Consider the following 16,853-nt stretch of genomic DNA (forward strand, 5'->3'; position numbering starts at 1 on the left):
CGGTCAGGGCTTACTGCAAAAGCTGACTGAGTGCCTGCTGACCCTGAACGAGCGGCCGGGCCGGGTCCTGCGTCCACTCGGTCATCGAGCCGTCGTAGAGCGCCACATCCTCAAGCCCGCCGACCTCCGAGAGCGCAAACCAGGCAGTCGCCGCCCAATGACCGGTGTTGCAGAAAGAGACCACCGGACCGTTCCGCTCAATGCCCGCCAACTCGATGAGACGGTTCACTTCATCGGTATCGATGAAGGTTGCCGTCCCCTGCTCCACCAGTAACCGCTCTTCCAGGCTGGCGGCGCCAGGAATCGTGCCCGCGGCACGCGCCGCCGGATGCTTCGCCTGACCGGCATACTGGGCGGCCGGGCGGGCGTCGACGAGCTGGCTGCCGCCCGATCCGGCATTGGCCACGTCCGCGGTGTCCGCCAGCAGTTCGGGTTGCAACTCCGCATTGAACGTTGCCGGGGTGACGGTCGCCTCACCCGTGGCGACCGCACCACCGGCATCTACCCAGGCACGGTAGCCCCCATTGAGAATCGTGACGTCCTCATGCCCCAGGTATTTCAGGGTCCAGTAGACCCGGGCGGCACTCCCGAAGTCCGTCGACCCGACGCCCGCCGGGACGACAACCACCGTGTCGTCGTTGTCCACGCCGAGCGAGCCGATCAGCGCCTCCAGCCGATCCACCGAGGGCAGCTTGCCGGGCACGGGCCCGTCCGCCACGCGCCAGCCGGCACCCGTATAACTGGCATATGCCGCCCCCGGGATATGACCAGCCGCGAATCCCGCGGCATCCGTTCCGTCAATCGCCGAACGCACATCCAGTACGGCGACATCGGGGTCGTCCAGATGCTCGGAGAGCCAGCGCGGCTCGACGAGCGGCCCTGCTTCGGGCCCGGCCTGGGCCGTGGTGGCGGCCAGCACGCCTGCAAAGCCGGCGGCGATAATGGAACGACGCGTGATGGACATGGCTGTACCCCGGTCTGTGATCTTAGGGACGACAGCCTATCGGAATTTTTAGCTGCCTTAAGGACGGATTGGATTTATCGATAGAACAAAAGATTATAAATGCATTTAGTCCGCGCATTCACAGGTGGTCATCCGCGGTGGCTATTCCTCGCCCGAAAGTTGTTACTTATTATTGACACAATTCCGGGGCGATGGCCCCGTACAGACTCTCCTCCTCTTGGCCGGCCACAGCGTCGGCTTTTTTTTGCCCGAGTCACGGGCAATGTCCCGGATGCCCTACCCGAACCACGCGATCAGTCGCGGTAGAAAGCGTGCCAACTCGCCCGTCATGATGGCGAAATCGGCGTCGAACCGTTCCGCCGCTGTCTCTGCCTCTCTGTCGTCGGCGTCACTCTGAACCACGTCGGTAAACCGGAGCCGCTTGATCGACAGGTCGCTATCCAGCACCGCGTCGATACGGCCATCCCAGGTCAGCGCCAGCCGGCGCACCCGCTTGCCCGCCTTGATATGGCCACGAATCTCGCCGCTGCGCAGGTCCTGACGCTTACAGCGAACCTCGGCGCCCTCGGTTCCCGGATCCTCGAAGACCGCCTCCTCCCCGGGCTCGATATCTGATGGAAAGCGATCATGCGCGAGCCATTCGGTCATCACCTGATGAGGTGCGCTTTCAGTTTGCAAGGGCCGGATCGGCAGGCTGCCGAGCAGGGCCCGCAGGTCGTCGGTCAGTAACTCCGCCTCGCGCCAGCCTGCAGCGTCGACGACCAGCCAGCGGCCTTCCAGATCCAGATAGGCATAAGAGCGCTTGCTCCGGGTGAAGGCTCTCGGCAACAGATCCAACGTCACCTCTTCCTTCAGCCGGGCTTTCTCGCGGCGGCCGAGCGGCCTTCCCATCGACTCCTCCCGCTCGGCCACGCGGGCGTCGACATTTTCGCGGACCACCGCCGGCGGCAATACCCGGGTCTCGGTCTGCAGACAGACCATCAGCCGCTGCCCCGAGGCATGGACGAGCTGCTCCCCGCCGGATTCCAGTGGAGGGACCCAGCCGCGGGATTCAGGATCATGGCCACCGACCGGATGAAAGATGCCGGCGCTGAGTCGGTCCTCAAGCCGCGCGGCGTCAAGACTGAAGGCATCCGCCAATTGATAAACGCAGAGATTGCGAAACCACATTGTTCGTCGAAGTTTCCTTTAGCAGGAGGGGACTGGAGGCGTCACGCGCCCTTCAATACCGAGCGGGCCACCATGACGCGGCGCATCGCATCGTCGCGATCCGTCCCGAAAGCGGTCAGGTGACCCATCTTGCGGCCGGGACGAGCCGCTGCCTTTCCATATAGATGCAGGTTCACGGCCGGATCGGACAGGGCAGCGACCCAGTCGGGCTCGCCGCCCTCCCAGAGATCACCCAGCAGATTGGCCATGGCCACTGGTGCCTTCCTTAGCGTGTCACCGAGGGGCAAACCGCATACCGCTCTCAGCTGCTGGTCGAACTGGCTGCTTGGGCAGCCCTCGATGGTCAGATGGCCCGAGTTATGGGGTCGGGGCGCAAGCTCATTGACGAGAAGCTTGCCGTCACGCGTGAGAAACAGCTCGACACAGAGCACACCGACCACATCAAGGGCTTCCATGACCGTCGCGGCGATCTGTCGCGCGTCGTCTTCCAGCGCCTCGCCCACCGGCATGTCAGCGATCGACACGTCCAGAATGTGATCGGCATGCCGATTCTCGATCAGGCCGAAATCCACCAGCTCACCGTCGAGCCCACGCGCCGCGACCACCGAGAGCTCAGCCTCGAAATCCACAAAACCCTCAAGGACCGCCGGACCACCCGCCATGGCCTGCCAGGCCCACTCCAGCTCAGTGCCGGCATCGATCCGCACCTGCCCCTTGCCGTCGTATCCGAAACCGGCGGTCTTGAGGATACAGGGCGTGCCGATGCGTGCGACCGCCGCCTCCAGCCCCCGGAATTCATCCACTGCCTCGAACGGCGCAGTCGGCAGTCCCGCCGCGGCCAAGACCCGCTTCTCGCGCAACCGGTTCTGCGTTACGTGCAGCACCTCGCCCCGCGGGCGGACCGGCGCATGGCGGGCCGCAACGTCGGTGGCAGCGGAGGCGACGTTCTCGAACTCGAAAGTGACCACATCCACATCGCGGGCGAATGACGCGATCGCATCCAGATCGTCGTAGTCGGCCACCACCTCATGATCGGCAATCTGCCCCGTGGGGGTGTCGGTCCCGGGAGAGAGGGTGGCGACCCGATAACCCATGCCACGGGCCGCCTGGGCAAGCATGCGGCCAAGCTGCCCGCTGCCCAGGATACCGATGGTGGCACCAGGGAGAATCGGTCGGCTCAAGGCAGTTCGTCCTCGATCACCTTGCGCGCCTGTGCCGCACGGTAGGCCTCGAGCCGTCCGGCGAGTCCGTCATCCTCGCTCGCCAGCATGGAGACGGCGAAAAGCGCGGCATTGCGCGCACCGGCCTCACCGATCGCAAATGTCGCCACGGGCACGCCACCGGGCATCTGAACAATGGAGAGCAGAGAATCCAGCCCCTTCAATGCACGGCTCTGGACCGGGACGCCGAGTACGGGGACGGTGGTCTGTGCAGCGACCATGCCGGGAAGGTGCGCGGCCCCCCCGGCGCCGGCGATGATGGCCTTCAGTCCCCGTGCCCTGGCGGTCTCGGCGTATTCGTTCATGCGCGCCGGCGTCCGGTGGGCCGACACGATTCGACACTCATGCGGCACACCGAAGTCTTTCAGCAGCGTGTCGGCATGGGCCATGGTCTCCCAGTCGGATCGACTGCCCATGATGATGCCCACCCGCGGCGCGTCATCAACCATTGCTGGGCTCCCGTACGTAATGGCCCGGCGCGTCCTCGATGGGCTTGAGGTTGCCGTCGCCCGGGGTGCGTGCCGGCACCTCCCCGCCACGCTTGGGCTGTAACCAACTGACCCAGTCCAGCCACCACGAGCCCTCATGATGCTTGGCACCATTGAACCAGGCATCGGGATCCTTGGGGTTACGCCCGTTGAGCCAATAACCGTACTTCTGCTTCTCGGGCGGATTGATCACGCCGGCGATGTGGCCCGAGCCACCAAGCACGAAGCGCGTGCGCCCGCCCAGCAGTCGCGAGCCACGGTAACAGGCATGCCACGGCGCGATGTGATCCTCCTTGGCGGAGACGAAGTAGGACGGCACATCGACCTTGCCGAGGTCGATGGGTATCCCGTCAAGGGTGATGCCGCCCGGCTCCTTCAGCCTGTTCTCCAGGTACATGTTGCGGAGGTAGAACGCATGCATGCGGGCGGGCATGTTCGTGGAATCCTGATTCCAGAACAGCAGATCGAATGGGAATGGATCCTCGCCCTTGAGATAGTTGTTGACGAAGAATGACCAGATCAGGTCGTTCGAGCGCAGGCTGGACATGGTCGAGGCCATCTGATTGCCGGCCAGATAGCCGCGTTCGTTCATCTGCTTCTCGAGCGACTGCAACTGCTCCTCGTCGATGAAGACCTCAAGCTCGCCGGGACTGTCGAAGTCGAGCAGCGTGGTGAGGAAGGTGGCGCTGTTCACCCCCCCTTCGCCGCGCTCGGCCATCCACGCCAGAGTCGAGGCCAGCAGCGTCCCGCCCAGGCAGTAGCCGATGATATTGACATCACGCTCGCCGATGGCCTGCTCAACCGCGTCGAGGGCCGCCAGCGGGCCTTCTTTCATGTAGTCCTCGAACTGCTTCTCGGCGAGTTCGGCATCCGGGTTGCACCAGGAGATCACGAACACCGTGTAGCCCTGCTCCACCAGCCATTTGACCAGCGAGTTCTTGGGGCGCAGATCGAGGATGTAGTATTTGTTGATCCAGGGCGGAACGAACAGCAGCGGCCGCCGGGCGACCTGCTCGGTGGCCGGCTCATACTGGATGAGCTGCATCAGTTCATTCTGATAGATCACTTTACCCGGCGTCACCGCGAGGTCCTTGCCAACCTCGAAGGCCTCGGGGTGGGTCTGACGGATCTTGAGCGTGCCGTTGCCCCGCTCGAGGTCCTCCAGCAGCTTGTTCAGCCCATCCAGGAGATTCTGGCCGCGGGTCTCAACGGTCCGCTCAAGCACTTCAGGATTGGTGGCAAGGAAGTTTGAAGGGGACGTGGCGCTGATGAACTGCCGGGTGTAGAAGTCGATCTTGCGCTGGGTCTTTTCGTCGAGTCCCTCGACATTGTTCACCGTATGGTGGAGATAATCCGCGGTGAGCAGGTAGGACTGCTTGACGAAATCGAAAAAGGGATTCTCCTCCCAGCCCTCGTGAGCGAAGCGCTTGTCGCCCTTGGCCGGCTCGCGCACGGGCTCGCTTTCGACACCCATCATTCGCAGTGTCTGGTTCTGCATCAGGGACATGTAGTCCTGCCAGAATGACATCTGCGCCTGCACCAGCTGAACCGGATCGGCCATCAGGCGGGCATAGAGATCCTGGAAGAGCTTGCTCATGTGCAACGCGTCATCCATGGAAAGCTGCTGGCCCGACTCCTGGCGGGCCAGGAAATCCTTGACCAGCTGCTGGCTGCGACCGGCAATCTCGGTCAGCGAGCGCGTGAGCTCGTTGGGATCGACGTCCGGCACTTCGGTATTCTTGGTGTCAGTCATGATGCGTATCGCCTCCGGGCGCGAATGGGTGGGAAAGATCATACGGCACTGCGACAAAGCGCCACAAACTTACCTGCCGCTGGTGGCCGCCGCCGATGCCGATCCGGCGAGCCTGCGCACCGTCGACCATCGGCTGGCGGCTGCTCCCGTTGATACGCCGCCCCGCGACGGCCTCTATCTCAGCGTGGACAGCAAGGGCCTCGCCCTCTGCCGCGCGGGACGCCCGCCGGTCTGCATGCGGGCCGAATTCCTCCGCGGCGCACAGGGCTTTCGCATGGCGAGACAAGGCCACCAGCGTGAATCCATTGCCCGCGCCTGCGGGGTCGGCGCCGGATCTTGCCCGCGGATCGTCGATGCCACCGCCGGACTGGGCCGGGACGCGTTCGTTCTTGCCGCAGCGGGCGCGCGACTTACCCTGCTGGAGCGCTCTACGGTGGTGTATGCGTTGCTCGTCGACGGATTGCGACGGGCCGGGAGCGGAGGCGCGGCGGATATCGTCTCGCGCATGACGCCCGTCCATGTCGATGCGACTCAGTGGCTGCGCGACCGCGGGGCCGACGACACGCCGCACACGGTCTATCTCGACCCGATGTATGCGGGTCGCCGGCGGGCGGCCGCTGGCAAGGAACTCACTCTCCTACAGGCACTGCTGGGCCAGCCGGAAAGCGACGACGAGCTGTTCCAGGCGGCCAGGGAGGCAGCGCGTGAACGGGTCGTGGTCAAACGCCACCGACACGCACCGGCACTCGCCGGCATTGCACCGGATTACCAGCTGACCGGGCGTAGCACGCGCTTCGACGTCTACCGGGCGAACGGCGGGAGGCTGGGCTGATGACGGGGGATGGTGACTGACGCTTCAACAGCCAGCATACAGGACCACGGATCGCTGGCCCGGGCCGGACGGGCCAGATCCCGCTGCCCGACGAGGCGCAGGCGCAGGTCACTGAAGCCGTTGCGGGCGAGCCGGTTGACGGCAGCGGCCTGGGCAGGAGAATCAGCCTCACCCGCCATAAGACCGATCAGTGTCGCGCCCGGCCCCCGAGCGGGATCGAACTCGGCCAGCCGCAGACTGCGCAGCCCATCACCGAAGGCCTCGCTCAACACCGGCCACACTCCCTGCAGCCTCTGCCGATGTGCGCCATTGAGCCGTGGTGTGGCCGGCATGGCCAGACGCAGCGCCTGTTCGATGAGCACCTCCGGCGGCGCGCCGTTCTGAACGACGGCTGCCGGACTGCGCCCACCCAGTCCAGGCTGTGGCGTAGCCCACCACTGACGCACACCGGTTTCCCCGCCGGGATGTCGGGACAGCAGCCGGTCGAGGTAATACCGCCTGCAACTGACCGCATGGCTGCCGGCGACCTCCCGTCGGGCGCCGGGACGACCACAGCGCTCGCAGGTGACCGCCGCTGTCTCGCGAGCCGTGGCCACCAGCGGCGAGACGGATTCCCTCACGCCGTCGTAAGCAACCTCAAGAACGCCCTGTCGGGAACGCAGCCTTCGCCAGCGGAATCCGCCGCGCTCGGCGGCGGGCAGAACCTGCTCCACCTGTTCGAAAAGCCGCTCAAGCGGCCCGTACCAGCCCGGCGGCACATCCACCGCCACCGGATCATCCACCCCGGCGCACCCGCGTTGACGGAACTGCCATGCGTAGCGCAGCTGCGCCGTGGCGAGGAAAGCGCGGTGACGACGTTCGGCAGCGATCGGATCCATCGTTCCATTGTGACCTTGCGGGCCGGTCGTGGTCATCCCGGAATGCGTCAATCCAAAAAAGAAGGGCCCGATGCCGCGGACGGCATCGGGCCCCTGCAGATAAGGCCTGCGGTTACCAGGAGCGGCGCGGGCCACCTCCACCGCCGGGCTTCCGATCCTGCGCTTCATTGATGCGCAGCGTCCGTCCGCCCATTTCCGTGCCATTAAGGGCCTCGATGGCGGCATCCGCCTCGGCGGGCTCCATGCGTACGAAGCCGAAGCCGCGAGGACGACCGGTTTCCCGATCGGAGATCATCCGGACTTCCTTGACTTCACCATGTTCGGCGAACAGGTCACGGACTTCATCCTCGGAGGCGGAGAAGGGCAGATTGCCCACGTAAATCGATTTCATCAGTCAATCTCATCAAGCTCTGTCAGCCTTCCCGGCTTGACAGGTCAAACATCGCGGAGGGCTTTGGCCCTCCTTCGGACGGCCCGATCGTCGGGCTGCCGGGCGCCCGCACACGTCATGCCGGCACCTGGATTTGACAATACGGCACGTCGCTGTTCCACGCAATCGGAATTTTAGGCGTTATGCTTGACGGATGACTGACGGGAGATTGAACTCATGAGCGCACCGCTCCAAAGCGGAGACGTTCTGCTGGACCGCCAGGCGGGATACCTGCACTGGCTGCTGCGAACGCCTCTCGCGCTGGTCATGCTCTACCATGGCGTCGATCACTGGCTGGACGGACCGGCCGTATTCGCCAGCAATCTGGGCCTGCCGGTCGCCATCGCCGTGCTGGTGAGCGGGCTTGAGGTCTTCAGCGGCGCCGCACTGCTCCTTGGTGCATGGCTCGGCGCCTGGGTAACCCGGCTGGGTTCAGCCGCCGCACTGCCGGTACTGATTGGCGCCATTTTTACGGTTCACTGGGGTCAGTGGCATTTTCTGCCGTCGCCCAGTCACCCGCTGGGCGGGCTCGAATTCCAGGTCACGCTGACCTGCCTGGCGATCTATCTCCTGGTGCGTGGCAACGAGGTCTGAGTCAATACCGATGCCACCCAAAGAAACATCACGCGAGCGGCTCCGCCGCCAACTCGCCCGCGGAATCGCCTATACGACCCCCATCCTGGTCGCGGTCACCGGCGCTGCGGCGGTGCATGCGCTCATCTCGGATATCGCCGGTGACAACACCCCGGATCCGGGTGCGGGCGCGGTCCCCGAGGCCACCGCGCCGGGCGCCTCCGCGGCGACGCCGGAGGCCATGCCTGAGGCTGCCCCAGAGGCAGCGCCCGAAGCCGGCCCCGAGGCAGTGCCGGAGGCCATGCCTGAGGCTGTGCCAGAAGCGGCACCGGAGGCCATGCCTGAGGCGGTTCCGGAGGCGACGCCGGAGGCCGGGAGCCGCTAGTCGGCGGACTTCGACGCGCTGCCGTAGCGCCTCGAGAGGGCTTCCTGTACGCAGGGGTGCACGAAACGGCTGACATCGCCTCCGAGCGCGGAAACCTCCCGTACCAGGCTCGATGAGATGTAGGAGTACTGTTCGGCCGGGGTCAGGAACACGGTCTCCACCTTCGGCACGAGCTGGCGGTTCATGCTGGCGAGCTGGAATTCATACTCAAAATCCGATACGGCCCGCAGGCCACGGAGAATGACGCGTGCCCCCTGCGCCTCCACGAAATCCACCAGCAGGCTCTCGAAGGGCATGACTTCGACATTCTCATAGGGCTTCAGCACATGCCGCGCAAGCCTCACCCGCTCGTCGAGATCGAAGGCCGGATGTTTGCTGGGGCTGGGATAGCCGGCAACGGCAACAATCAGACAATCAAAGAACTTCGAGGCACGCTCGACCAGATCGCTGTGACCATTGGTGACTGGATCGAATGTCCCCGGATAGACCGCGGTGACGGACATGGCCCCTCCTCCGTTGCAGCGCAGCATGCTATTGCCTGCGCGTGGAAGATGCCAGTCCCGATCCTGAATTACCAGTCAGCCCGCTACCTGAAACAGGCGATAACACACACCACCGGCGGTCTTCTCACGGCGGCACAACCAGTCGTCACCCGGGCTCCTGAGGTCCTCTTCAAGGCCGGATTCGACATAGACGCTGGCCTCCGGTGCCAGCCAGCCCCCGCGCTGCAGTGGCGCCACCACCTCCGGCAACAAGCCGGTCCCGAATGGAGGATCCAGGAAGACGACATCGAAAGGGCGGGGCACCGTCTGGAGGTAACGCCGGGCATCCGCCATCACGATCTCGGCACGGCTGCCGGCCTCAAGGCGCTGGACAAGCGCCTGGAGGGACTTCGCCACCGGTCGCGACTTTTCAACGAATACGGCGCTCGCGGCGCCCCGGGACAGGGCCTCAAGCCCCAATGCGCCGGTGCCAGCGAACAGATCCAGGATCCGACGCCCCTCAACGGCCCCCTGCAGCCAGTTGAACAGCGTCTCGCGGTTGCGGTCCGCCGTGGGCCTCAGCCCCACCGCATGGGGCACCGGAAAGCGCCGACCACGCCACTCACCTCCGATAATCCGGAGTTGCCCGGCCACGCCCGATTATTCCACCCCGTTGATCGTCGCCTCGGGCCCGACCAGCACCGTGACGCTGCGAGCCGGATCGATATGCGCCTGCAAGGCCGACCGCACGTCGTCGCCATCCAGGCTGTCGATGCGATCCACGAAACGCTGCAGATAGTCATGCGGCAGATCATGGAAACCGATGCTGGTGACGTATCCGAGCAGATCGCGATTGCTGTCGAGCTGCAATGGGAAGCTGCCGGTGATGTTGCGCTTCGACGCATCCAGCCGCTCCGCGGAGGGGCCCTCGTCGCGCAGCTCGTCGAGACTGTCGCGCATCACGCCCAGCGCCTCCCCCAGCGCGTCGTTGCGGACCTGAGTGGCCATCTGGAACCGGCCACGGCGCGCACCGGAGGTGATCCTCGACGAGCTGCTGTATGACAGCCCACGCTCTTCCCGCATGCGCTCGGCGAGGATGGAGGTCAGGCCACCACCCCCAAGGATATGGTTGCCAAGGTAGAGCGGGTAGTACGCGTCGCTGCCCTGACGTACCGACGGCTGACCAATGATGACATGGGTCTGCTCGGCCTCGAACGGGACGCGCACGGTCTGCCGCGCGTCGGGCAGCTCCACCTCGGGCAGGGGCGCGGGCGCTTCTCCCTCAGGTAACGCGGCACTGAGGCGCTCGGCAATCGCTTCCGCCCGGACGCGATCCAGATCGCCCACAATGGCGATCGTCGCATTGCTGGCGGTGTAGTAGCGCTGATGGAAATCCACCACTGCCTGCCGGTCGATCGCCTCAACCGACTCCAGCGTACCCCCGGGTGGTGAGGCATAGGGGTGATCACCATAGATGGCCCGGGCAAAGGCTTTCTCCGCCAGCGATGAAGCTGAGGACTCCGCCTGCTGGAGCCCGAGCAGCATCTGCTGCCGGACCCGATCCACGGCGTCGCCGGGGAAATCGGCATGGGCGATGACGTCGGCCATGTTATCGATCACCGGATCGAGCCGCTCCGCCTCGCTCAGCGCACGCACACTCACCTGCCCCGTATCCCGACCGCTGTCGGTACTGACTCTCGCCCCATAGCGCTCGAATTCGCGGGCGATCTCACCGGCGTTGCGATCGGTGGTCCCCTCAAGGAGGAGGTTGCTGGTCATCCGGGCGAGCCCGGACTGTCCGTCGTCCCGCGCGCTGCCGGCATCGAAGGCGAGGCGGATGTCGACGATGGGCAGCTCGTGTCGCTCGACGAACAGCACCCGGCTGCCCGACTCGGTCTCCCATTCCTGGATATCGGCTTCCATTGCGCCCCCCACGCCGCTGAAAAAGGTCAGAAGGATAGCGGGAATCAGGCGCCTCATGCCTCGTCCTCCTGCTCCTGCGGCTGCATGACCCCGACGGTCAGCATTTCCGGGCGCAGATAGCGCTCTGCCGCGGCCTGCAGATCCTCGGCGGTCAGTGCCCGGACATTCTGCTCGAAGGCATCAAGTGTTTCCCAGCCGGCTCCCGTGGTCTCCAGCATGCCGAGCTGCATTGCCTGGTAGAACACGGAATCGAGTTCAAAGAGATGATCGGCAAGCAGCTGGCTACGCGCCCTCTCGAGCTCCTCGCCGGTGACCGGCTCGCGCTGCAGACGCTCGATCTCCTCGCGGAGCGCCTGCTCAACCTCGGCCACATCACCATCCGCGGGCACGCCGAACAGCGAAAACTCCCCGTCGAGACGGACCATTGGATTGTAGCCGGCCCCCGCCGCGGCGGCGACGCCACTGCCACGCACCAGCGTCTCAGAGAGACGCGCGCCGTCGCCGCCATCCAGGATGGTGGCCAGCATCAGCAGCGCATAGGGGTCGCGGGAGTCATCGGCCGTCGCAAAGGAGGGCACCTCATAACCCATCCTGAGCTGAGGCACCCGGGCCTGTTCGTCGCGGTAGACGAGCCGGCGCTCGCCCGGCGGGTCCAGATTATCGGAGTCATGCACCGCCGGTACTTCCCGCCCCGGGATCGCACCAAAGTACTCCTGGGCCAGTGCATGGACGGCCTCCGGCTCGACATCCCCGGCCACCACCAGTGTCGCATTGGACGGCGTATACCACTGCTGATACCAGCCCTCCAGGTCATCCACGGTAAGCCCGGCGACGTCATCGGCCCAGCCGATGATCGGATGGGCATACCCCGTCCCCGGATTGGCGATCGCGGCATAACGCTCCCCGAACCGCCCCTCGGGCCGGTCCTCCGTTCTCAGGCGCCGCTCCTCCAGAACGACCTCGCGCTCGGTGGCCAGGGCCTCCCCGTCGATCTGTAGGTTGGCCATCCGATCGGCCTCCAGCTCCAGGGCGATGGGTAGACGATCAGCGGCCATGATCTCGAAATAGGCGCTGAAATCCCGGCCCGTGAACGCATTCAGCCGTCCCCCCTCGCGTGAGATGATCTCCGAGAACTCGCCTTCGGGGTACGCTTCCGTGCCCTTGAACATCATGTGCTCGAAGAGGTGAGACAGGCCGGTATTGCCGCGGCCTTCGTAGGACGACCCCACGCGATACCAGATCTGGGAGACAACAACCGGCGCCCGGTGGTCCTCCCGGACCAGCACCTGCATGCCGTTGTCGAGGATGAACTCGGTAACCTCCGAGCCGGACTGGGCCGCCGCCGGCGCGGCCATCAACGCGGGAATAAGGGCGAAAATAGCATGTCGGGCTGTCATTCACTGGCCTCTTGACTGGCGCATCGGGACGCGATCGCGGTGTTAGGATACCCCTACCTTTGTTTGGGCCGAACCCTGAGAGTTCCATGCTGCCGTTCCGCCGAAAGAAACAGGCCGATCAGAGCGAATCGGCCACCGAGCAAGCACGTCCCGAGGAATCCCGCCCCGGCCTCCTGCAGCGCCTTCGTCGCGGCCTGAAGCGCACGGGCGGGGGCATCGGCCAGCTCTTCCTCGGCCGCAAGCGAATCGATGCCGATCTGCTGGATGAGCTGGAAACGCTATTGCTGATGGCGGATGTGGGCATGGAGGCCACCACGCGGATCATCGACGACCTCACGGCACGCCTCAAGCGCAACGAACTCGCCGACACCGAGGCACTCCACCATGCCCTTCGCGAGGACATGCTCAGTATCCTGCAGCCGGTGGCCCAACCGCTTGAGCTGCCCGTGCAGGACAAGCCGGTGGTCATACTGACGGTGGGCGTGAATGGCGCGGGCAAGACGACCACCATCGGCAAGCTGGCCGAGCAGTATCGACACCAGGGTCATCGCGTCATCCTCGCCGCGGGGGATACTTTCCGCGCCGCGGCGGTGGAGCAGTTGCAGACCTGGGGCGAGCGGACCGGCACACCCGTCATCAGCCAGCCCACTGGGGCGGATTCTGCCTCGGTGGTCTACGACGCCCACCAGGCCGCCATCGCCCGGGGGGCGGACATCCTCATCGCCGACACCGCTGGGCGTCTCCACACCCAGGGCAATCTCATGGAAGAGCTCCGCAAGATCCGACGCGTCCTCGGCAAGCAGGACGAAGAGGCACCGCATGAAGTCCTGCTCGTCCTCGATGCCGGCACGGGCCAGAATGCCCTGACCCAGGCGGAGCAGTTCCGGCAGGCAGTGGACGTCACCGGGATCGCCCTCACCAAGCTGGACGGAACGGCCAAGGGCGGCGTGATCTTCGCCATGGCGCAGCGCTTCGGGATTCCGGTGCGTTTCATCGGCGTTGGCGAAGGTGTCGATGACCTCCGCCCCTTCGATGCGGAGGCATTCGTCGATGCATTGCTCGATCAGGCCGTCGCGGAGCCCGGGGAGCAATGATCCGCTTTGAAGGGGTAGGCAAGCGCTACCCGGGCGGAAATGAGGCCCTGCGTGGCCTCGACCTCCATATCAGGCAGGGCGAGCTGGTCTTCGTCACGGGAGCCAGCGGCGCGGGAAAAAGCACCTTTCTGCGGCTGATTCCCCTCCTGGAGCGGCCGAGTCGCGGCAGCGTACTGATCGATGGCGTCAATCTCTCGGCGCTGCGTCGGCGCCGCATTCCATTCCTCCGGCGCCGGATCGGCATGATCTTTCAGGATCACCGCCTGCTCCATGACCGCACCGTCTTCGACAATGTCGCGCTTCCCCTGGTCATCACCGGCCGCCCTCACCAGGATGTGGCGCGGCGCGTGCGCGCCGCCCTCGACAAGGTGGGGCTGCTTCGCCGGGAACGAGCGTACCCGGTCACCCTCTCGGGCGGTGAACAACAACGGGTCGGTATCGCGCGGGCGGTCGTGACCCGCCCGCCGATCCTGCTGGCGGACGAACCCACCGGCAATCTCGATCCCGTCCTCTCGCGGGAAATCATGCACCTGTTCGAGCAGTTCAATCAGGTGGGCGTCACCACCGTGATCGCCAGCCATGACCTGCCGTTGATCGAGGCGCTCGGGCACCGTCGTATCCATCTGCACGAGGGGCGGGCGGCGTGAATGCGCGAGACGCCATGCGCATGTGGCTCAGCCAGCATGCGCGCGCCGCCATCAGCGCCCTCGGCCAGCTTCGACGCAAGCCGGGCGGCAGCCTGATGACCACCGCCGCCATCGGCATCGCACTGGCCCTGCCAGCGGCCTTCCTGCTGGTCATGGACAACATCGAATCGGCCATGAGCGGCTGGGACGGCACGCCGAGGGCATCAGTATTCCTTGCGCTGGAAACCCCGCCAGACCGACAGGCCGCCACAGCCGAGCGCATCGCGGCGCTCGACGGCATCCAGGAAGTCACCCTGATCAGTCCGGCCGAGGCGCTTGCCGAGTTTCAGGCCACGGCCGGTATGGACGAGACCCTGGCCCTGCTCGACGCCAATCCGCTGCCTGCGGTGGTGGAGGCACGGCTGAGGGGGCGACTGGACACGGCGAATACCGAGCGCCTGATGAACCGGCTGCAGGCATTGCCGCATGTCGAAGAGATCAGGCTTGATCAGGCCTGGATGCAACGGCTGGATGCACTCCTCGACCTCGGCAACCGGACCATCGCCATCATCGCCCTGCTGCTCGGTCTCACCGTGGTCCTGGTGATCGGCAATACCATTCGACTGGATATCGAGAATCGGCGCAGTGAGATCGAGATCACCAAGCTCATCGGCGCCACGGATGCCTTCATCCGCCGGCCTTTCCTGTATACCGGGGTCTGGTACGGCCTGGCGGGCGGACTGTTGTCGGGCGTCATCCTGATCATCGGGATACTGGCGGTATCGGCGCCGGCCAGGCGCCTGGCAACCCTTTACCAGAGCGCATTCCAGCCAACAGGACCGGGGGTGTCCGGCATCCTGACACTACTGACTGCCGGGCTGCTGCTGGGCCTGTTCGGGGCATGGCTGGCGGTGGGCCGCCATCTTGCCGCCATCGAACCACAGTAGGGAACTAACCGGGGCCTTCGCGTTCAAATAAACATTGGTAAAATCAACCGGATGAATACTCTGGAGGGCTCAATGGAAGCCAATACGGCGTTGGTGAGCACCGACTATAACCGGCTGCCGCTCCGTGCCGGCAGCGAGGAACACTACATCCAGGCCGTGAATGCTATTCCGGCCCTGGGTGCGGAAGAAGAGCAGGCACTGGCGATCCGCTACCGTGATCATGAGGATCTGGAAGCGGCACGCTGGCTGGTACTCTCGAACCTGCGGTTCGTCGTCCATATCGCCCGTGGCTACTCGGGCTATGGGCTGCAGCTGGCCGACATCATCCAGGAAGGCAACATCGGCTTGATGAAAGCGGTGAAGCGCTTCGATCCGGAGGTAGGCGTACGGCTGGTGTCATTCGCCGTGCACTGGATCCGGGCAGAGATTCACGAGTACATCCTGCGCAACTGGCGCATCGTCAAGGTGGCCACCACCAAGGCGCAGCGCAAGCTTTTCTTCAATCTCCGCGGCTCAAAAAAGAGACTCGGCTGGCTCAACCGGCAGGAGGTTGAAGCGGTGGCCGATGATCTCGGCGTGAAGCCGGAAACCGTACTGGAGATGGAATCCAGGCTTTCGGGCCAGGACGTGGGATTTGACCCGGGGCCTGAGGCCGAGGAAGAAGAGACGTCGATGTGGGCACCGGCCGCCTACCTCACCGACCAGTCCATGGACCCCGCCCGCGAGGTGGAAAGCGAAGACTGGGCCGACTGGCAGGATCAGATGCTGCGAGAGGCCCTGGATTCGCTCGATGCGCGCAGTCGTGACATCCTCAAGCGTCGCTGGCTGGGCGACCGCAAGGATACGCTGCATACGCTGGCCGCCGATTACGGCGTCTCGGCGGAGCGCATCCGGCAGCTCGAGAAGAGCGCCCTCGCCAAACTCCGGGAAGGGCTTGGCGCCGGCGTCCTGGAGGCCTGACGCACGCCGTTAGAGGAGACCGCGCTCGGCAAAACTGACCGGGCGCCCCTCGCCAACCACGAAGTGATCCAGTACGCGGATGTCCACGGTGGCCAGCGCATCGGCCAGGCGTGCGGTCATCCGCTCATCTGCGTGGCTGGGCTCCGTGACGCCCGAGGGATGATTGTGGGCAAGGATGACCGCCGCGGCGTTAAGCTCCAGCGCGCGCCTGACCACCTCGCGCGGGTAAACGCTCGCCGCATCGATGGTGCCGCGAAACATCTCCTCAAAGCCGATCACCTGGTGCCGGTTATCGAGAAAAAGACAGGCGAAGATCTCGTGCGGGAGATGCCGAAGCCGTGCCACGAGATAGCGACGGGTATCCTCCGGCCCGGTCATTGGCTCACCCCGTGCCAACTCCGCCTGCAGATGGCGTCGCCCCATCTCGAGTACAGCCTGCAACTGCACGTATTTCGCCGGCCCCAGCCCATTATGGCCGGCGAAAGTCTCGGCGTCGGCCTCCAGCAACGGGCGCAAGCCGCCGAACGCGGCGAGAAGGTGGCGAGCGAGGTCCACCGCCGTCCGGCCGCGGACACCAGTGCGCAGGAAGATCGCCAGCAACTCCGCATCCGACAGCGACCCGGCGCCACGCTCGAGCAGCTTCTCCCGTGGACGCTCCTGAACCGGCCAGTCACTGATTGCCATCTCCTGCTCCGTGAAGTTTTCATGCAATGAGCAACAGTGTAAGTTTC

At 65.1% G+C, this 16,853-nt stretch carries 19 protein-coding genes; 7 read left to right on the plus strand and 12 right to left on the minus strand.

Annotated elements, in window-relative coordinates:
• Nucleotides 1–10 precede the first annotated feature (10 nt).
• The 5 genes from V6X63_RS04365 to V6X63_RS04385 all read right to left on the minus strand — a co-directional run bounded on the left by V6X63_RS04365 (nt 11) and on the right by V6X63_RS04385 (nt 5,595).
• Nucleotides 11–964: a sulfurtransferase gene (locus tag V6X63_RS04365; RefSeq protein ID WP_367978222.1), complete on the minus strand. Its 954-nt coding sequence runs from the start codon at nt 962–964 to the stop codon at nt 11–13.
• A gap of 276 nt (nt 965–1,240) precedes the next feature.
• Entirely contained in the window at nt 1,241–2,134 is an 894-nt protein-coding gene (locus tag V6X63_RS04370) for a recombination-associated protein RdgC (RefSeq protein ID WP_367978223.1), read from the minus strand.
• Nucleotides 2,135–2,175: 41 nt separating this feature from the next.
• Complete coding sequence (locus V6X63_RS04375) at nt 2,176–3,315, minus strand: 5-(carboxyamino)imidazole ribonucleotide synthase (protein WP_367967385.1); 1,140 nt, start codon at nt 3,313–3,315, stop codon at nt 2,176–2,178.
• A complete protein-coding gene (gene purE / locus V6X63_RS04380; protein WP_367978224.1) occupies nt 3,312–3,803 on the minus strand; it encodes a 5-(carboxyamino)imidazole ribonucleotide mutase in 492 nt (163 codons plus the stop codon). Before purE ends, V6X63_RS04375 begins: the two co-directional genes overlap by 4 nt.
• The gene (locus V6X63_RS04385) at nt 3,796–5,595 is read right to left on the minus strand and encodes a PHA/PHB synthase family protein (protein ID WP_367978225.1); all 1,800 of its coding nucleotides are present in this window, start codon (nt 5,593–5,595) and stop codon (nt 3,796–3,798) included. Before V6X63_RS04385 ends, purE begins: the two co-directional genes overlap by 8 nt.
• A gap of 28 nt (nt 5,596–5,623) precedes the next feature.
• On the opposite strand from V6X63_RS04385, the gene V6X63_RS04390 reads away from it, so the two are divergent.
• On the plus strand, nt 5,624–6,427 hold the full coding sequence (locus tag V6X63_RS04390) for a class I SAM-dependent methyltransferase (RefSeq protein ID WP_367978226.1): 804 nt from the start codon (nt 5,624–5,626) through the stop codon (nt 6,425–6,427).
• On the opposite strand, the gene V6X63_RS04395 is transcribed toward V6X63_RS04390, so the two are convergent.
• Both V6X63_RS04395 and V6X63_RS04400 read right to left on the minus strand, forming a co-directional pair.
• On the minus strand, nt 6,397–7,305 hold the full coding sequence (locus V6X63_RS04395) for a hypothetical protein (protein WP_367967392.1): 909 nt from the start codon (nt 7,303–7,305) through the stop codon (nt 6,397–6,399). The two genes, V6X63_RS04390 and V6X63_RS04395, sit on opposite strands and share 31 nt — an antisense overlap.
• A 112-nt stretch (nt 7,306–7,417) precedes the next feature.
• Entirely contained in the window at nt 7,418–7,696 is a 279-nt protein-coding gene (locus tag V6X63_RS04400; protein WP_367967393.1) for an RNA recognition motif domain-containing protein, read from the minus strand.
• A 216-nt stretch (nt 7,697–7,912) separates the two neighbouring features.
• Between V6X63_RS04400 and V6X63_RS04405 the strand changes: the two genes are divergently transcribed.
• On the plus strand, nt 7,913–8,329 hold the full coding sequence (locus V6X63_RS04405) for a DoxX family protein (RefSeq protein ID WP_367967395.1): 417 nt from the start codon (nt 7,913–7,915) through the stop codon (nt 8,327–8,329).
• A gap of 10 nt (nt 8,330–8,339) precedes the next feature.
• Nucleotides 8,340–8,693, plus strand: a complete 354-nt coding sequence (locus V6X63_RS04410) for a hypothetical protein (protein WP_367978227.1) — start codon at nt 8,340–8,342, stop codon at nt 8,691–8,693.
• Here V6X63_RS04410 and coaD read toward each other — a convergent pair.
• From coaD to V6X63_RS04430, 4 genes are all read right to left on the minus strand, one after another.
• Nucleotides 8,690–9,196, minus strand: coding sequence for a pantetheine-phosphate adenylyltransferase (gene coaD, locus V6X63_RS04415; protein WP_367967397.1), 507 nt, complete (start codon nt 9,194–9,196; stop codon nt 8,690–8,692). The two genes, V6X63_RS04410 and coaD, sit on opposite strands and share 4 nt — an antisense overlap.
• A gap of 75 nt (nt 9,197–9,271) precedes the next feature.
• Nucleotides 9,272–9,829: a 16S rRNA (guanine(966)-N(2))-methyltransferase RsmD gene (rsmD, locus tag V6X63_RS04420; protein ID WP_367978228.1), complete on the minus strand. Its 558-nt coding sequence runs from the start codon at nt 9,827–9,829 to the stop codon at nt 9,272–9,274.
• Nucleotides 9,830–9,835: 6 nt separating this feature from the next.
• Nucleotides 9,836–11,155 (minus strand): M16 family metallopeptidase, encoded by a 1,320-nt coding sequence (locus V6X63_RS04425; RefSeq protein ID WP_367978229.1) that lies wholly within the window; start codon nt 11,153–11,155, stop codon nt 9,836–9,838.
• On the minus strand, nt 11,152–12,495 hold the full coding sequence (locus V6X63_RS04430; RefSeq protein ID WP_367978230.1) for a M16 family metallopeptidase: 1,344 nt from the start codon (nt 12,493–12,495) through the stop codon (nt 11,152–11,154). The genes V6X63_RS04425 and V6X63_RS04430 overlap by 4 nt, the downstream gene beginning before the upstream one ends.
• Before the next feature lie 86 nt (nt 12,496–12,581).
• On the opposite strand from V6X63_RS04430, the gene ftsY reads away from it, so the two are divergent.
• The 4 genes from ftsY to rpoH are packed head-to-tail and all read left to right on the plus strand — an operon-like array spanning nt 12,582 to nt 16,122.
• Nucleotides 12,582–13,589: a signal recognition particle-docking protein FtsY gene (gene ftsY / locus V6X63_RS04435; RefSeq protein WP_367978231.1), complete on the plus strand. Its 1,008-nt coding sequence runs from the start codon at nt 12,582–12,584 to the stop codon at nt 13,587–13,589.
• The gene (ftsE, locus tag V6X63_RS04440) at nt 13,586–14,236 is read left to right on the plus strand and encodes a cell division ATP-binding protein FtsE (protein ID WP_367978232.1); all 651 of its coding nucleotides are present in this window, start codon (nt 13,586–13,588) and stop codon (nt 14,234–14,236) included. The genes ftsY and ftsE overlap by 4 nt, the downstream gene beginning before the upstream one ends.
• Entirely contained in the window at nt 14,233–15,162 is a 930-nt protein-coding gene (gene ftsX / locus V6X63_RS04445) for a permease-like cell division protein FtsX (RefSeq protein WP_367978233.1), read from the plus strand. Before ftsE ends, ftsX begins: the two co-directional genes overlap by 4 nt.
• A 51-nt stretch (nt 15,163–15,213) precedes the next feature.
• Nucleotides 15,214–16,122 carry an RNA polymerase sigma factor RpoH gene (gene rpoH / locus V6X63_RS04450; RefSeq protein WP_408022295.1) on the plus strand — a complete coding sequence of 303 codons (909 nt, stop codon included), beginning with the start codon at nt 15,214–15,216 and terminating at the stop codon, nt 16,120–16,122.
• A 9-nt stretch (nt 16,123–16,131) separates the two neighbouring features.
• Here rpoH and radC read toward each other — a convergent pair whose 3' ends face one another.
• Entirely contained in the window at nt 16,132–16,806 is a 675-nt protein-coding gene (radC, locus tag V6X63_RS04455; protein ID WP_367978234.1) for a RadC family protein, read from the minus strand.
• Nucleotides 16,807–16,853 lie beyond the last annotated feature (47 nt).

It is taken from the genome of Spiribacter onubensis (assembly GCF_040838425.1).
Classification (GTDB): Bacteria; Pseudomonadota; Gammaproteobacteria; order Nitrococcales; family Nitrococcaceae; genus Spiribacter; species Spiribacter onubensis.

Coding starts and splice junctions, on each gene's coding strand:
- V6X63_RS04385 (WP_367978225.1), bottom strand. CDS start 5,595: ATGACTGACACCAAGAATACCGAAGTGCCGGACGTCGATCCCAACGAG.
- V6X63_RS04410 (WP_367978227.1), top strand. CDS start 8,340: ATGCCACCCAAAGAAACATCACGCGAGCGGCTCCGCCGCCAACTCGCC.
- V6X63_RS04425 (WP_367978229.1), bottom strand. CDS start 11,155: ATGAGGCGCCTGATTCCCGCTATCCTTCTGACCTTTTTCAGCGGCGTG.
- ftsE (WP_367978232.1), top strand. CDS start 13,586: ATGATCCGCTTTGAAGGGGTAGGCAAGCGCTACCCGGGCGGAAATGAG.
- V6X63_RS04365 (WP_367978222.1), bottom strand. CDS start 964: ATGTCCATCACGCGTCGTTCCATTATCGCCGCCGGCTTTGCAGGCGTG.
- V6X63_RS04395 (WP_367967392.1), bottom strand. CDS start 7,305: ATGGATCCGATCGCTGCCGAACGTCGTCACCGCGCTTTCCTCGCCACG.
- coaD (WP_367967397.1), bottom strand. CDS start 9,196: ATGTCCGTCACCGCGGTCTATCCGGGGACATTCGATCCAGTCACCAAT.
- purE (WP_367978224.1), bottom strand. CDS start 3,803: ATGGTTGATGACGCGCCGCGGGTGGGCATCATCATGGGCAGTCGATCC.
- V6X63_RS04370 (WP_367978223.1), bottom strand. CDS start 2,134: ATGTGGTTTCGCAATCTCTGCGTTTATCAATTGGCGGATGCCTTCAGT.
- V6X63_RS04405 (WP_367967395.1), top strand. CDS start 7,913: ATGAGCGCACCGCTCCAAAGCGGAGACGTTCTGCTGGACCGCCAGGCG.
- V6X63_RS04400 (WP_367967393.1), bottom strand. CDS start 7,696: ATGAAATCGATTTACGTGGGCAATCTGCCCTTCTCCGCCTCCGAGGAT.
- V6X63_RS04430 (WP_367978230.1), bottom strand. CDS start 12,495: ATGACAGCCCGACATGCTATTTTCGCCCTTATTCCCGCGTTGATGGCC.
- ftsY (WP_367978231.1), top strand. CDS start 12,582: ATGCTGCCGTTCCGCCGAAAGAAACAGGCCGATCAGAGCGAATCGGCC.
- radC (WP_367978234.1), bottom strand. CDS start 16,806: ATGGCAATCAGTGACTGGCCGGTTCAGGAGCGTCCACGGGAGAAGCTG.
- rpoH (WP_408022295.1), top strand. CDS start 15,214: ATGAATACTCTGGAGGGCTCAATGGAAGCCAATACGGCGTTGGTGAGC.